Source organism: Pseudomonas sp. DTU12.3, assembly GCF_004124275.1.
Taxonomy (GTDB): Bacteria; Pseudomonadota; Gammaproteobacteria; order Pseudomonadales; family Pseudomonadaceae; genus Aquipseudomonas; species Aquipseudomonas helmanticensis.
In genome coordinates this window covers 4519847-4535993 of sequence record NZ_CP027218.1, presented here as the reverse complement: position 1 = coordinate 4535993, position 16147 = coordinate 4519847, and the positions used below count along the sequence as shown (strand labels likewise).

Sequence of the window (16147 nt, the reverse complement as noted above, 5' to 3'; positions counted from 1 at the left end):
TCCCTGCGCGGATCACGTCCCATCGTTGAACTGTCGACGATTATCGTGAGCCCGACCCATGTCCAATCTGAATGAACTGACTGCCCTTGCGTTGCCTTCGGGCAGTCAACTGATCGCTGATGCCACCGAAAGCCGTCTGAGCCTGAGCCTGGACGGGCAGCCGCTGATTCGCCTGCGCCTTGATCGTGAGGCCAAAGGGCCGATTCAGATCGATGAGCGTTTTGCCTTGCCGCCCGGACAAGCGCTGTGGGCCGCCTGTTATTGGCTGTTCGCCCGCGATCCTGACTGCCAGCAATTGACCTGGCAACTGGATCAGCCGCCGACCGAAGCGTTGCTCAGCGGTTTGCTGGTAAGCACTGAAGTGGCCGGTGAATACTGCTGCGAACGCACGCTGTTCTGGCAATTGCCGCAACCGTGGCTCGGCACTTCGCTGACCGGCAGCTACCCGCAGCAAATGGTCATCAGCCAAGGCAAGCGCCATCCGCTGCGACCGGTGAAGCCGCGTGGTGAAGTCTATCGGCGTTTCGATGCGCGCCTTGGTGCGTGGATTTCCCTGCGAACCGTGGAGATCGAAGAAGATTTGCCGCGATTCAATCGCTGGCAGAACAGCCCTCGTGTCGCCAGTTTCTGGCAGGAGGAGGGCAGTATCGAAAAGCATCGTGAGTACCTGAGCAAACTCGACACCGATCCACACACGCTGACGCTGATCGGCTGTTTCGATGATCAGCCGTTTGCCTATTTCGAGGCTTATTGGGCCAAGGAAGATCGCATCGCGCCGTTCTACGATGCCGATAACTTCGACCGTGGCATTCACATGCTGGTCGGCGAGGAAGATCATCGCGGCCCGCACAAAGTGGCGAGCTGGTTGTCGGCGCTGGTGCATTACCTGTTTCTGGATGATCCGCGCACGCAACGCGTGGTCGCCGAGCCACGGGCCGATAACGCCAAGATGATTGGCCACATGCAGAACCAGTGCTTCCACTGCGAGAAGGAATTCGACTTCCCGCACAAGCGCGCGGCGTTGATGATTCTGGGGCGTGAGCGGTTTTTTGATCGGTGCAAGTTGGCTTGAAGTGACCTGAAAGCAAAAGATCGCAGCCTGCGACCGGGTCCTCATGTAGGAGCTGCCGCAGGCTGCGATCTTTTTCTATCTGCAGATGCGGTCTCAGCGGCGACCGGCAATCACCGCATCCCGACGGCTGCCCGAGACCTTGCGGCAGTGCACCAGCGCATCACGAATCATGAAGTTGACCAGGGTCGGCGATACGCCCAGTTCCTTGGCAATGTCTTTCTGCGGCACACCGTGCAGGCGATACATCTCAAACGCATAACGGGTCCGGCTTGGCAGCTCGGTCAGCGCGTCGGCGATGTGTTCCAGGGTGGAGAAATTGATGTGCGAGGTTTCCGGCGAAGCACCCTGAATGACCACGTTCAGCCCTTCCTCTTCAGGGCCGGAGTATTTCTGTTCCAGCGCCTGTTTGCGGTAGTGATCGATGGCGAGGTTGCGCACGATCTGGAACAGATAACTCAGTTGAGCCTTGATCGACGATGTGATCGGCGGCGCCGACTGCAGTCGGAAAAACGCATCCTGCACCACATCTTCGGCACGTGACCGGCAGCCGGTAATGCGGGCTGCAATTTTGACCAGAATCAGTCGATTGTCGACGAATGCCTGAAGTAGCGGTGAATCGCACCTGCTTGTGGATACTTGTTCCGTCATGGAAATCACCTTGCTGCCAAATAGGTTAGTGGGACGCCTTGGGGGGACGGGGCCGTCCTACACATCGAGCGACAAATTATGTTGAATGATAATGATTGTCAAATGAGAAAAAGAACTAATGATCCAAATCGGTGCGTTGTGAGAACTGCGACACGCCGCCGCATCCCGGCCCCATTGGCGATCCAGCCTGCCGACTAATTATTTCAAGACGTCATCCGTTCTCATTGGTGAATGGTTCCGGGTATCGAGCCCCGGCCAGACAGCATTCCCAAGCCTTGCGCGGTCGGCACAGACCGCGCCCTGCATGCCCAAGAGGGGCGTGACACAGCAACCCGATTCCACTCGCAAGCCGAATTCAGGCAGGAAACCTCATGACCGACGCGTTCGAAATCCCCAGCACTCTGGTCCAAGCCCTCCAGCGCCGTGCGGCCCTGACACCGGACCAATTGGCCCTGCGTTTTCTCGCCGAAAACGCAGAGCAGGCTGTGGTACTCAGCTATCGCGAACTGGATCAACGCGCGCGCACCATTGCGGCCGCGTTGCAGGCCGAAGCCGAATACGGCGATCGTGCAGTCTTGTTGTTTCCCAGCGGCCCGGATTACGTCGCGGCCTTCTTTGGTTGCCTGTACGCAGGCGTGATCGCGGTGCCGGCCTATCCGCCGGAATCCGCCCGTCGTCACCATCAGGAGCGTCTGCTGTCGATCATTGCCGACGCCGAACCGCGCCTGCTGCTGACCAGCGCTGACCTGCGCGACGCCTTGCAGCAGATCGAAGGCGCGCCGCCGCTGCTGTGCGTCGATACCCTCGACAGTGCACAGGCCGAAAACTGGGTCGAGCCGAACCTGCCGCAAGATCACATCGCCTTCCTGCAATACACCTCCGGCTCTACCGCTTTGCCCAAAGGCGTGCAGGTCAGCCACGGCAATCTGGTCGCCAACGAAATGCTGATCCGCCATGGTTTCGGCATTGACGTGAACCCGGACGACGTCATCGTCAGCTGGTTGCCGCTGTACCACGACATGGGTTTGATCGGTGGCTTGCTGCAGCCGATCTTCAGCGGTGTGCCGTGCATCCTGATGTCGCCGGCGTACTTCCTCGGTCGGCCATTGCGCTGGCTCGAAGCAATCAGCCAATACGGCGGCACCATCAGCGGCGGGCCGGATTTTGCCTATCGCCTGTGCAGCGAACGGGTCAGCGAATCGGCGCTTGAACGCCTTGATCTGAGCCGTTGGCGCGTGGCCTATTCCGGTTCCGAGCCGATCCGTCTCGACACCCTTGAGCGCTTCGCCGAAAAGTTCGCCGCGAGCGGTTTCAGCGACGACAGTTTCATGGCTTCGTACGGTCTGGCCGAGGCCACGCTGTTCGTCGCCGGCACGCCGCGCGGCACTGGCATTCCGGCACTGCGCGTGGACGATCAGGCTCTGGCACAAAACCGTGCCGAGCCGGGCGAGGGCAGCCCGATCATGAGCTGCGGGATCAGCCAGCCTGAGCATGCGGTGCTGATCGTCGAGCCGAATACGCTGGTAGAACTCGCCGACAACGCCATCGGCGAAGTCTGGGCGGCCGGGCCGAGCATCGCCCTCGGTTACTGGCGCAACCCCGAGGCCAGCGCCAAGACCTTCGTCGAGCACGCCGGCCGCACCTGGCTACGCACCGGCGACCTCGGTTTTATCCGCGACGGCGAGTTGTTCGTCACCGGCCGCTTGAAAGACATGCTCATCGTGCGCGGCCACAACCTGTATCCGCAGGACATCGAGAAGACTGTCGAGAACGAAGTGGAAGTGGTGCGCAAGGGCCGCGTCGCTGCATTCGCGGTCAATCAGAATGGCGCAGAAGGCATCGGCATCGCTGCGGAAATCAGCCGCAGCGTGCAGAAAATCCTGCCGCCGGAAGCGCTGATCAAAGCCATTCGCCAAGCCGTGGCCGAGGCGTATCAGGAAGCGCCGAGCGTGGTGGTGTTGCTTAATCCGGGCGCGTTGCCGAAAACCTCCAGCGGCAAGTTGCAACGCTCGTCCTGCCGCAATCGCCTGGCCGATGGCAGCCTCGACAGCTACGCGGTGTTCCCGTCAACCACGTCTGAAACCCAACAAGCGACCACCAGCGTCTCTGAACTCGAAGCCCTGATCGGCAAGATCTGGGCCGAGCAACTCAACGTCAAACAGGTCAACGCCGACGATCACTTCTTCCTGCTTGGCGGCAACTCGATCGCCGCCACGCAAGTGATCGCCCGCGTGCGTGAAGAACTCGCTCTTGAGCTGAACCTGCGCCTGCTCTTCGAAGCGCCGACGCTGTCCGCATTCGCCGCAGCCGTGGCGCAACAGCAGCAAGACGGCGGCAGCGCCCAAGGTGCAATCACCGCACTGTCGCGCAGCGAGCCGATGCCGCAATCGCTGGCGCAAAACCGTTTGTGGATCACTTGGCAACTCGACCCGCAAAGCAGCGCCTACAACATTCCCGGTGCCCTTCGCCTGCGCGGCGAACTCGACGAAGACGCCTTGCGCGCGAGCTTCCAGCAGCTGATCGAGCGCCACGAATCCCTGCGCACACGCTTCTTCGAACGCGACGGCGTGGCTCTGCAACAAGTCGATGCCGCCGCCGAATTCAACCTGCAACTGATCGACATCAGCGACCTGCCAGCGCATGAGCGTGAAGCCCGCGGGCAGCAGATCCGCGAAGACGAAGCGCGCAGCCAGTTCGACCTGGAAAAAGGCCCGCTGCTGTGGGTGACGCTGGTGCGTCTCGACGACGAAGATCACCAGTTGCTGGTGACGCTGCACCACATCATCGCCGATGGCTGGTCGCTGAATATCTTGATCGACGAGTTTTCGCGCCTGTACGCCGCCGCTTCGCAAGGCGCGACGGCCAGCCTCGCGCCACTGCCAACCCAGTACGCCGACTACGGCAGCTGGCAGCGCCAATGGCTGGCGCAAGGTGAGGGCGAGCGGCAACTGGCCTACTGGAAAAACCAGTTGGGCGACGAGCATCCAGCGCTGGAACTGGCCACCGATTACCCACGATCCGCCAAGCAAACTCACAGTGCAGCACGCCACACCGTACGTCTGGGCGTGAGCCTCAGCGATGCGATCCGCAATACCGCGCAGGCGCACCAAGCGACACCGTTCATGCTGCTGCTCTCGGCATTCCAGAGCCTGCTGCATCGCTACAGCGGTCAGCGCGACATCCGCATCGGCGTGCCGAATGCCAACCGTCCGCGCCTGGAAACCCAGGGCCTGATTGGCTTCTTCATCAACACCCAGGTGCTGCGCGCAAAGATCGATTCGCGCCTTTCGTTCGTCGATCTGCTGGGCCAGACTCGCGAGGCCGCACTCGGTGCGCAGGCCAATCAGGATCTACCATTCGAGCAACTCCTCGAAGCCTTCCCGCAGGCCCGTGAACAAGGCCTGTTCCAAGTCATGTTCAACCATCAGCAACGCGACCTCAGTGCGCTGAAACGCCTGCCGGGTCTGCTTGCCGAAGAGCTGCCGTGGCACAGCCGCGAAGCCAAGTTCGACCTGCAACTGCACAGCGAAGAAGACCGTAACGGTCGCCTGACGCTGTCGTTTGACTACGCCAGCGAACTGTTCGACGCGGCGACTATCGAGCGGCTGTGCGAGCATTTCAGCAACCTGTTGCGCGATGTCTGCGAGCGCCCGCAGCAAGCCATCGGCGACCTGCAACTGCTCACCATCAACGAGCACGATCAGCAAAAAAACTGGAGCGTCGCGCCGTGCGCCCCGGCACAACAATGGCTGCCGGAACTGCTCAATGAGCAGGCGCGACAAACGCCGGAACGCACCGCACTGGTGTGGGAGGGCGGCAGCCTCGACTTCGCCGAACTGCACAATCAGGCCAACCGCCTCGCGCACTATTTGCGCGACAAAGGTGTCGGTCCGGATGTCTGCGTGGCTATCGCCGCCGAGCGTTCGCCGCAACTGTTGATCGGTCTGCTGGCGATCATCAAGGCTGGCGGCGCCTACGTGCCGCTGGATCCGGATTACCCGGCCGAGCGTCTCGCCTACATGCTCAGCGACAGCGGCGTCGAGCTGCTGCTGACCCAGACCGAATTGCTTGACCGTTTGCCGGCCAGCGACGGCGTTAGCGTCATCGCCATGGACGCGCTGCACCTGGAAAACTGGCCGAGCCAGGCGCCGGGCTTGCACCTGCACGGCGACAACCTCGCCTACGTGATTTACACCTCCGGTTCTACCGGCCAGCCGAAAGGCGTCGGCAACACCCACGCGGCATTAGCTGAGCGCCTGCAATGGATGCAGAACGCTTACGCGCTGAATGAAACCGATGTGTTGATGCAAAAAGCACCGATCAGTTTCGACGTGTCGGTGTGGGAATGCTTCTGGCCGTTGATCACTGGCGCACGTCTGCTGATTGCAGGTCCCGGTGAACACCGCGATCCGCATCGAATCGCCCAGCTTGTTCAAGAGCATGGCGTGACCACGCTGCACTTTGTCCCGCCGCTGCTTTCGCTGTTCATCGACGAACCGCTGAGCGCCGAATGCACCAGTCTGCGCCGGGTCTTCTCCGGTGGTGAAGCACTACCGGCCGAACTGCGTAATCGCGTGCTGGCGCAATTGCCAGCGGTGCAATTGCACAACCGTTACGGCCCGACCGAAACCGCGATCAACGTCACCCATTGGCATTGCACCACGGCCGATGGCGAGCGCTCACCGATCGGCCGGCCGCTGGGCAACGTGATTTGCCGCGTACTCGACGCCGATCTCAATCCCGTGCCGGCCGGTGTGCCGGGAGAGTTGTGCATCAGCGGCATCGGTCTGGCTCGCGGTTACCTCGGTCGTCCAGCGTTGACCGCTGAACGCTTTGTCGTCGATCCATTGGGCGAGCAGGGCGCGCGTTTGTACCGTACCGGCGACCGTGCACGCTGGACGTCGGACGGCGTGATCGAGTACCTCGGTCGTCTCGATCAGCAGGTCAAACTGCGTGGTTTCCGCGTCGAGCCGGAAGAAATCGAAGCGCGTTTGCTCGCGCAGGACGGCGTCGCCCAAGCCGTGGTGCTGGTGCGTGAAACCGCTGCCGGCGCGCAACTGATTGGCTACTTCACCGCCACCGATGCCAGCGTTGATGCAGACGAGCAAACCACCCGGCTGAAAACTGCACTGGCCGCCGAGCTGCCGGAATACATGGTCCCGGCGCAACTGATGCGCCTCGACGCAATGCCCCTCAGCCCCAGCGGCAAACTCGACCGCCGCGGCTTGCCCGAGCCGCAATGGCAGGTTCGTGAACACGTCGAGCCGGTCACTGAACTGCAACAGCAGATCGCCGCGATCTGGCGCGAAGTGCTGGGTCTGGCACAAGTCGGTCTGCGCGACGACTTCTTCGCCCTCGGCGGTCACTCGCTGCTGGCCACGCAAATCATCTCGCGCAGCCGTCAGGCCTGCGACGTCGAACTGCCGTTGCGCGCGTTGTTCGAGCACAGTGAACTCGGTGATTTCGCCGAACAGATTCGCCTGATCCAGGTCAGCGGCCGCACCAACAAGCAGCCACCGATCGACAAGGTTGATCGCAGCAAACCGGTGCCGCTGTCGTACTCGCAACAGCGCATGTGGTTCCTCTGGCAGATGGAACCGGACAGCCCGGCGTATAACGTCGGCGGCATGGCGCGCCTGCGTGGCGTGTTGCATGTCGAGCGTTTCGAGTCGGCGTTGCAAGCGCTGATCTTGCGTCACGAAACCCTGCGCACCACGTTCCCGAGCGTTGATGGCGTCGCCCGTCAGCAGGTGCATGCCGAAACCGGCGTGCGCATGGGCTGGAAGGATTTCTCCAAATTCGCCGCCGACGTGCGTGAACAAAAGGTTCAGCAACTGGCCGATGAAGAAGCGCATCTGCCGTTCGACCTGGAAACCGGTCCGCTGCTGCGCGCCTGCCTGGTCAAGACTGCCGAGCACGAACATTACTTCGTCCTGACCCTGCACCACATCGTCACCGAAGGTTGGGCGATGGACATCTTCGCCCGTGAACTCAGTGCGCTGTACGAAGCGTTTGTCGATGATCGCGATTCGCCGCTGGAACCGTTGCCGGTGCAGTACCTCGACTACAGCGTCTGGCAGCGTAACTGGCTGGAGTCCGGCGAGCGTCAGCGCCAACTCGATTACTGGACCGCGCAACTCGGTCGCGAACATCCGCTGCTGGAATTGCCCGGCGACCGCCCGCGTCCGCCGGTGCAAAGCCACCAGGGCGAGCTGTTCCGTTTCGACCTCAGCGACGACCTCGCCGCGCGCGTTCGTGCATTCAATGCGCAAAACGGTCTGACCCTGTTCATGACCATGACTGCCGCACTGGCCACGCTGCTCTACCGCTACAGCGGCCAGACCGATCTGCGCATCGGCGCGCCGGTGGCCAACCGCATTCGTCCGGAAAGCGAAGGGCTGATCGGTGCGTTCCTCAACACTCAAGTGCTGCGTTGCCAGCTCGACGGGATGATGTCGGTCGGCGAGTTGTTCGAGCAGATGCGCCACACCGTGATCGAAGGCCAGTCGCATCAGGATCTGCCATTCGATCATCTGGTTGAAACCTTGCAGCCGCCACGCAGCGCCGCGTACAACCCGCTGTTCCAGGTGATGTGTAACGTGCAGCGCTGGGAATTCCAGCAGAGCCGCATGCTCGCCGGCATGACCGTCGAATATCTGGCCAACGATGCGCGGGCGACCAAGTTCGACCTCAACCTGGAAGTCACCGACCTCGATCATCGCCTCGGTTGCTGCCTGACTTACAGCACCGATCTGTTCGACGAGCCGACCATCGCGCGCATGGCCAGACATTGGCGCAACTTGCTCGAAGCACTGATCGCCGATCCGCAACAGCGCCTCAGTGAATTGCCGCTGCTCGATTCGCCGGAGCAACAGCAACTGCTCGACAGCCTCGGTATCGAGCCGGGCGAGCATCGTCTCGATCAGTGCATCCATCACCTGTTCGCCGAGCAGGCACTGGCGCGTAAAGACGCCCCTGCGCTGACCTTCGCCGGGCAGACCCTGAGCTACGCCGAACTCGATGCCCACGCCAATCGCCTGGCCTGGGCTTTGCGTGAGCGTGGCGTCGGGCCGCAAGTGCGCGTCGGTCTGGCGCTGGAGCGTTCGCTGGAAATGGTCATCGGCCTGCTGGCGATTCTCAAGGCTGGCGGTGCGTATGTGCCGCTGGACCCGGAGTACCCGCTCGACCGTCTGCATTACATGATCGAAGACAGCCGCATCGGCCTGCTGCTCAGTGATCGCGCGATGTTCAATGCCCTTGGCGATCTGCCGTCGAGTGTGGCGCGCTGGTGCCTGGAAGACGACAGCGCGGCACTCGCTGATTATCCGGCCAGCGAGCTGCCGTTTATCAGCCTGCCGCAGCATCAGGCGTACCTGATTTACACCTCGGGTTCGACCGGCAAACCGAAAGGCGTGGTGGTCTCCCACGGCGAAATCGCCATGCACTGCCAAGCCGTGATCGAGCGTTTCGGCATGCGCCCGGACGATTGCGAACTGCACTTCTATTCGATCAACTTCGACGCGGCGACCGAGCGTCTGCTGGTGCCGCTGCTCAGCGGCGCGCAAGTGGTGTTGCGTGCGCAAGGTCAGTGGGACGCCGAAGAAATCTGCGGTTTGATCCGTTCGCATAAAATCAACGTGCTCGGTTTCACCCCGAGCTACGGCAGCCAGTTGGCGCAGTTCCTCTCGACGCAAAACGAGATCCTGCCGGTGCGGATGATCATCACCGGCGGTGAAGCGCTGACCGGCGAGCATCTGCAACGCATCCGGGCGACGTTCAAACCGGCGATGTTTTTCAACGCCTATGGCCCGACGGAAACCGTGGTCATGCCACTGGCCAGTCTGGCGCCGGAGGTGCTGGAAGAGGGCGCCGGCAGCGTGCCGATCGGCAGCGTGATTGGCGCGCGTGTTGCGTACATTCTCGACGCCGATCTGGCGCTGGTGCCACAGGGCGCGACCGGTGAATTGTTCGTCGGCGGCGCCGGTCTGGCCCAGGCTTATCACGATCGTCCGGGGATCACCGCCGAGCGTTTTATCGCGGACCCGTTTGCCACTGATGGCGGGCGCATGTACCGCACCGGCGACCTCGTGCGCCAGCGTGCCGATGGCCTGGTGGAATACCTGGGCCGGATCGACCATCAGGTGAAAATCCGTGGTTTCCGTATCGAACTGGGCGAAATCGAAACCCGTTTGCTCGATCACGATTCGATCCGCGAAGCCGTGGTGCTCGCCCTCGATGCGCCAAGCGGCAAACAACTGGTCGGCTATCTGGTCACCGAAGTTGCCGAGCAAAGCGAAGCCAAACAGGCCGAGCTGCGCGACGCTCTCAAGTCGCAGCTCAAGGCGCAACTGCCGGATTACATGGTGCCGACGCACCTGATTCTGCTGGCGAGCATGCCACTGACGGACAACGGCAAACTCGATCGTCGTGCGTTGCCGGCGCCGAATCCTGAGGCGAATCGTCAGGACTACGTCGCGCCAAGTAACGAGCTGGAGCAGACCCTGGCGCAGATCTGGTGCGCAGTGCTCAACGTCGAACAGGTTGGCCTCAACGACAACTTCTTCGAACTCGGTGGCGACTCGATTCTGTCGATTCAAGTGGTCAGCCGCGCACGTCAGCAAGGCATTCATTTCAGCCCGCGTGACCTGTTCCAGCATCAGACTGTGCAGACCCTCGCCGCCGTGGCCAGCCGCACCGAACAAGTGACGGCCGAGCAAGGTCTGGTGGTTGGTGAATCGCCTCTGACGCCGATTCAGCATTGGTTCTTCGACACCGATATCCCTGAGCGTCAGCACTGGAATCAGGCGCTGTTGCTGGAGCCAACCGTGGCGCTGGAACCACATCGTCTGGAGCAAGCGTTGCTGGCGGTGATCGAGCAACATGACGCCCTGCGTCTGCGCTTCACCGAGTCCGACAGCCGGTGGCAAGCCAGCCATCAACCGGTGTCCGATGCGGCGGTGTTGTGGCAAGTGCGCGTGCCGTCGATGGACAAGTGCGCAGCACTGTTCGCCGATGCCCAGCGCAGCCTCGATCTTGCGCAAGGCCCGCTGCTGCGTGGCGTGCTGGTCGATGGCCCGCACGGTCAGCAACGCCTGTTTATCGCGATCCATCACTTGGTGGTCGATGGCGTGTCGTGGCGCGTGTTGCTCGACGATTTGCAAACCGTGTACCGCCAACTCGACGCCGAACAAGCGGTGAAACTGCCGGCAAAAACCAGTGCCTTCAAAGACTGGGCCGCACGCTTGCAGGCCTACGCCGGCAGCGAATCCCTGCGCGAAGAACTCGACTGGTGGCAGACGCAATTGGCCGGCCCGAACGCCGATCTGCCTTGCGAAAACCCGCAGGGCGGCCAGCAGAATCGTCACGCACAAACCGTCAACGTGCGTCTCGATGCCGAACACACCAGACAGTTGCTACAACAGGCGCCGGCCGCTTACCGCACGCAGGTCAACGATCTGCTGCTGACCGCATTGGCCCGCGTGCTGTGCCGCTGGAGCGGTCAGCCGTCGGCGCTCATTCAACTGGAAGGCCACGGCCGCGAAACCCTGTTCGACGAGATCGACCTGACCCGCACCGTCGGCTGGTTCACCAGCGCCTATCCATTACGCCTGACCCCGCACAACATCGAAGAGGCCGCCGGGCAGGGCGCTTCGATCAAGGCGATCAAGGAGCAACTGCGCGCGGTACCGCACAAAGGCCTCGGTTATGGAGTGCTGCGTTATCTCGCCGACGACCTCAGCCAGCGCAGCATGGCCGCGTTGCCGCAGGCGCCGATCACCTTCAACTACCTCGGCCAGTTCGATCAGAGTTTTGGCAGCGATGCGCTGTTCCGTCCGCTGGACGAGCCGGTCGGTGCCGCCCACGATCCGCAGGCACCTTTGCCGAATGAATTGAGCGTCGACAGCCAGGTTTATGGCGGTGAATTGCTCTTGCGCTGGACCTTCAGCGCCGAGCGTTACGACGCACAGACCATCAACGATCTGGCCGACGCGTACCTCGGTGAGCTGCAAAGCCTGATCGACCATTGCCTGCAAGACGACGCCGGTGGACTGACGCCTTCGGACTTCCCATTGGCCAAGCTGACTCAGGCGCAACTCGATGCCTTGCCGGTGCCGGCCGCGCACATCGAAGACGTCTATCCGCTGACGCCGATGCAGGAAGGCATGCTCCTGCACACCTTGCTCGAGCCGGGCACCGGTCTGTACTACATGCAGGATCGCTACCGCATCAACAGTGAACTCGACGCCGAGCGTTTCGCTCAGGCCTGGCAAGCGGTGATCGCCCGTCATGAAGCGTTGCGCGCGTCGTTCTGCTGGAACGTCGGCGAAGACATGCTGCAAGTGATTCACACCCCGGGTCGCACGCCAATCGAGTATCTGGACTGGAGCGCCATCGCCGAAACCGAGCAGGAACCGAAGCTGCAAGCGCTGCTGAAAAACGAGCGAAAGGCCGGTTTCGATCTGCTCAATCAGGCACCGTTCCACCTGCGCCTGATCAAGGTCGGCGCGGCGCGCTACTGGTTCATGATGAGCAACCACCACATCCTCATCGATGCCTGGTGCCGCTCGTTGCTGATGAATGACTTCTTCGAGATCTACACCGCCCTCGGTGAGGGTCGTGAAGCGCAACTCGCCGTGCCGCCGCGTTATCGCGACTATATTGGCTGGCTGCAACGCCAGAGCCTCGACGAAGCGCGGCAGTGGTGGCAGAGCAATCTGCAAGGCTTTGAGCGCACCACGCCGATTCCGAGTGACCGGCCGTTCCTGCGTGAACATGCCGGTGAAAGCGGCGGGATGATCGTCGGCGATCGCTACACCCGCCTGAATGTCGAGGACGGTGCGCGTCTGCGTGAACTGGCGCAGGCGCATCAACTGACGATCAACACGTTTGCTCAAGCAGCGTGGGCCTTGGTGCTGCGCCGTATGAGCGGCGATCGTGATGTGCTGTTCGGCGTGACCGTGGCCGGGCGGCCGGTGGAAATGCCGGAGATGCAGCGCACCGTTGGTCTGTTCATCAACAGCATCGCGCTGCGGGTGCAGATGCCGGCTGACGATCAGCGTAGCAGCGTGCGTCAGTGGCTCAGTGGTTTGCTCGACAGCAACATGCAACTGCGCGAATACGAATACCTGCCGCTGGTGAACATCCAGGAACAAAGCGAATTGCCGAAAGGCCAGCCGTTGTTCGACAGCTTGTTTGTCTTCGAAAACGCCCCGGTTGAAGTCTCGGTGCTGGATCGGGCGCAGAGCCTGAATGCGACCTCGGACTCCGGCCGCACGCACACTAACTTCCCGTTGACGGCGGTGTGCTACCCGGGCGATGACCTTGGTTTGCACCTGTCGTATGACCAGCGTTATTTCGACGAATCGACCATCGAGCGCATGCTCGGCGAGTTCAAGCGTCTGCTGCTGGCGCTGGTCGATGGCTTCCATGGTGACATGGCCGATCTGCCGCTGCTGGGTACCGAGGAACAGGACTTCCTGCTGCACGGTTGCAACCAGAGTGGCCACGATTATCCGCTGGAGCAGAGCTATGTGGCGCTGTTCGAAGCACAGGTGACGGCGCATCCGCAGCGCATCGCCGCGACGTGCCTGGATCAGCAACAGAGCTACGCTGAACTGAACCACAACGCCAACCGTCTCGGCCATGCACTGGTCGCGGCCGGGGTGCAGATGGATCAACCGGTGGCCTTGCTCGGCGAACGAAATCTCGATCTGCTCGGCATGATCATCGGCAGCTTCAAAGCTGGCGCGGGTTATCTGCCACTGGATCCGGGCCTGCCGAGCCAGCGTCTGCAACGCATCATCGAGCTGAGCCGCACGCCGGTTCTCGTCTGCTCTAAAGCATGCTTTGAACAGGCGCAGACGTTGCTGGATGAGTTCAGCTGCGCCAATCGTCCAAAGTTGCTGGTCTGGGAAGAGATTCAGGCGGCGGCAACGTCGGCGCAGGACCTGGGCATTTACAGCGCCCCGGACAACCTCGCCTACGTGATCTACACCTCGGGCTCCACTGGCCTGCCGAAAGGCGTGATGGTCGAGCAGCGCGGCATGCTTAATAACCAGTTGAGCAAGGTGCCGTACTTGAATCTGAGCGACGCCGACGTCATCGCCCAGACCGCTTCGCAAAGCTTCGATATTTCGGTCTGGCAGTTCCTCGCCGCGCCGCTGTTCGGCGCGCGGGTGGACATCGTGCCGAATACCATCGCCCACGATCCGCAAGGGTTGCTGGTGCACGTGCAAGCGCAGGGCATCACCGTGCTGGAGAGCGTGCCGTCGCTGATTCAGGGCATGCTCGCCTCGGAGCGCCTGAGCCTCGATGGCTTGCGCTGGATGTTGCCGACCGGTGAAGCAATGCCGCCGGAGCTGGCGCATCAATGGTTGCTGCGTTACCCGGACATCGGTCTGGTCAACGCTTATGGCCCGGCGGAATGCTCGGATGACGTGGCGTTCTTCCGTGTCGACATGGCGTCGACGCGCGGCAGCTATTTGCCGATCGGTACACCGACCGACAACAACTTGCTCTATCTGGTCGATGGCGCGCTGGAACTGGTGCCTCTGGGTGCGGTGGGTGAGTTGTGCGTGGCGGGCACGGGCGTCGGTCGCGGTTATGTCAGCGATCCGTTGCGCACCGCGCCGGTGTTTGTGCCGAACCCGTTCGGTGCGCCGGGCGAACGTCTGTACCGCACCGGGGATCTGGCGCGGCGTCGCAGCGACGGTGTGCTCGAGTACGTTGGCCGCGTTGACCATCAGGTGAAGATTCGCGGTTACCGCATCGAACTGGGCGAGATCGAAGCGCGCCTGCATGAACAGCCGGAAGTGCGCGATGGCGCGGTTGGTGTGCAGGAAGGTGTCAACGGTAAGCACTTGGTCGGCTATCTGGTTGCGGCCGATTCGGCACTCAACCCAAGCGAACGTCTGGAGCGGATCAAACAGCGCCTGCGTGCCGAGTTGCCGGAGTACATGGTGCCGCTGCACTGGTTGTGGCTCGATCAGTTGCCGCTGAATGCCAACGGCAAACTCGACCGCAAAGCCCTGCCGGCGCTGGAGATCGGTCAGTTGCAGAGCCAGGACTATCTGGCCCCGCGCAATGAACTGGAGCAGACGCTGGCCGACATTTGGGCCGAGGTGTTGAAGGTCGAGCAGGTCGGTGTGCGTGACAACTTCTTTGAGCTGGGCGGGCATTCGTTGCTGGCCACGCAGATCGCTTCGCGGGTACAGAAGTCGCTGCAGCGCGACGTGCCGTTGCGGGCGATGTTCGAGTGCAGCACGGTGGAGGAACTGGCCGAGTACATCGATGGGCTGGCGGCGAGTGATATCACCGAGGAGAAGGTTGACCGGTTGAATGATCTGATGGCGGAGCTGGAGGGGCTGTAAAGATCAAAAGATCGCAGCCTGCGGCAGCTCCTACAGAGAACATCGCGTTTCCCTGTAGGAGCTGCCGCAGGCTGCGATCTTTTTGCTTTTCTGACATCGGACGTCAACACAAACCGCATCATTTCCAAGGTTGACGATCAGCAACCGGCAGCTCAGTCTGCCGGTTCTGTTTTTTACCGCGCAGGTGAATCGATGCCCTTCTTCACGGTTGACGGACAAGCACTGCATTACATTGATCAAGGCACCGGCCCGGCAGTCCTGCTGGCCGGCAGCTATCTGTGGGATCAGGCCATGTGGGCGCCGCAGGTTGCCGCGTTGTCGCCGCACTATCGGGTGATTGCGCTGGACCTGTGGGGCCACGGCGAGTCGGGGCGGTTACCCGAAAACACCACCTCGCTGGACGACATCGCACGTCAGGCGCAGGCCTTGCTCGATCATCTGGACATCGATCAGGTCACGCTCGTTGGCTTGTCGGTCGGCGGCATGTGGGGCGTGCGTCTGGCGCTGGCGGCTCCGCAGCGGATCAACGGCCTGGCGCTGATGGACACCTACGTCGGCGTCGAGCCGGAGCCGACCCGTCAGTATTACTTCTCGCTGTTCAAGCAGATTGAAGACAGCGGCGAAATCTCCGAGCAACTGCTCGACATCGTCGTGCCAATCTTCTTCCGCCCGGGCATCGATTCGCAGTCGGCGCTGTATCAGGATTTCCGTGCAAAACTGGCAGCGTATTCGTCTGACCGCTTGCGCGACAGCATCGTGCCGATGGGGCGCATCACCTTTGGCCGTGATGATTTATTGCCACGTCTCGGTGAGTTGAATGCCGCAACCACGCTGGTACTGTGCGGCGATCAGGACAAACCACGACCACCCTCGGAAGCGCAGGAAATGGCCGAGCTGATCGGTTGCCCGTGGGTGCTGGTACCGCAGGCGGGGCATATCTCCAATCTGGAGAACCCCGAGTTTGTCACCGAGGTGTTGTTCGCCTTCCTCAGCGAGCGCAACCGACATACCGAGTAATCGTTCTTCGCGAGCAAGCCCGCTCCCACATTGGTTCTGC

General features: G+C 61.8%; 4 protein-coding genes. 3 read left to right on the top strand and 1 reads right to left on the bottom strand.

All coding sequences use genetic code 11. The features are described 5' to 3' along the window. Positions 1-58: 58 nt before the first annotated feature. The gene (locus C2E19_RS20700; protein WP_129394863.1) at positions 59-1072 is read left to right on the top strand and encodes a GNAT family N-acetyltransferase; all 1014 of its coding nucleotides are present in this window, start codon (positions 59-61) and stop codon (positions 1070-1072) included. Positions 1073-1165: 93 nt separating this feature from the next. Here the strand turns inward: C2E19_RS20700 and C2E19_RS20695 are convergent, their stop codons facing one another. Next, complete coding sequence (locus C2E19_RS20695; RefSeq protein ID WP_008088195.1) at positions 1166-1720, bottom strand: RNA polymerase factor sigma-70; 555 nt, start codon at positions 1718-1720, stop codon at positions 1166-1168. A 371-nt stretch (positions 1721-2091) separates the two neighbouring features. Between C2E19_RS20695 and C2E19_RS20690 the strand changes: the two genes are divergently transcribed. Beyond that, positions 2092-15090, top strand: coding sequence for a non-ribosomal peptide synthetase (locus tag C2E19_RS20690; RefSeq protein ID WP_129394862.1), 12999 nt, complete (start codon positions 2092-2094; stop codon positions 15088-15090). Between the two features lie 192 nt (positions 15091-15282). Further along, positions 15283-16107, top strand: coding sequence for an alpha/beta fold hydrolase (locus C2E19_RS20685; RefSeq protein ID WP_129394861.1), 825 nt, complete (start codon positions 15283-15285; stop codon positions 16105-16107). The last annotated feature ends 40 nt before the right edge of the window (positions 16108-16147 follow it).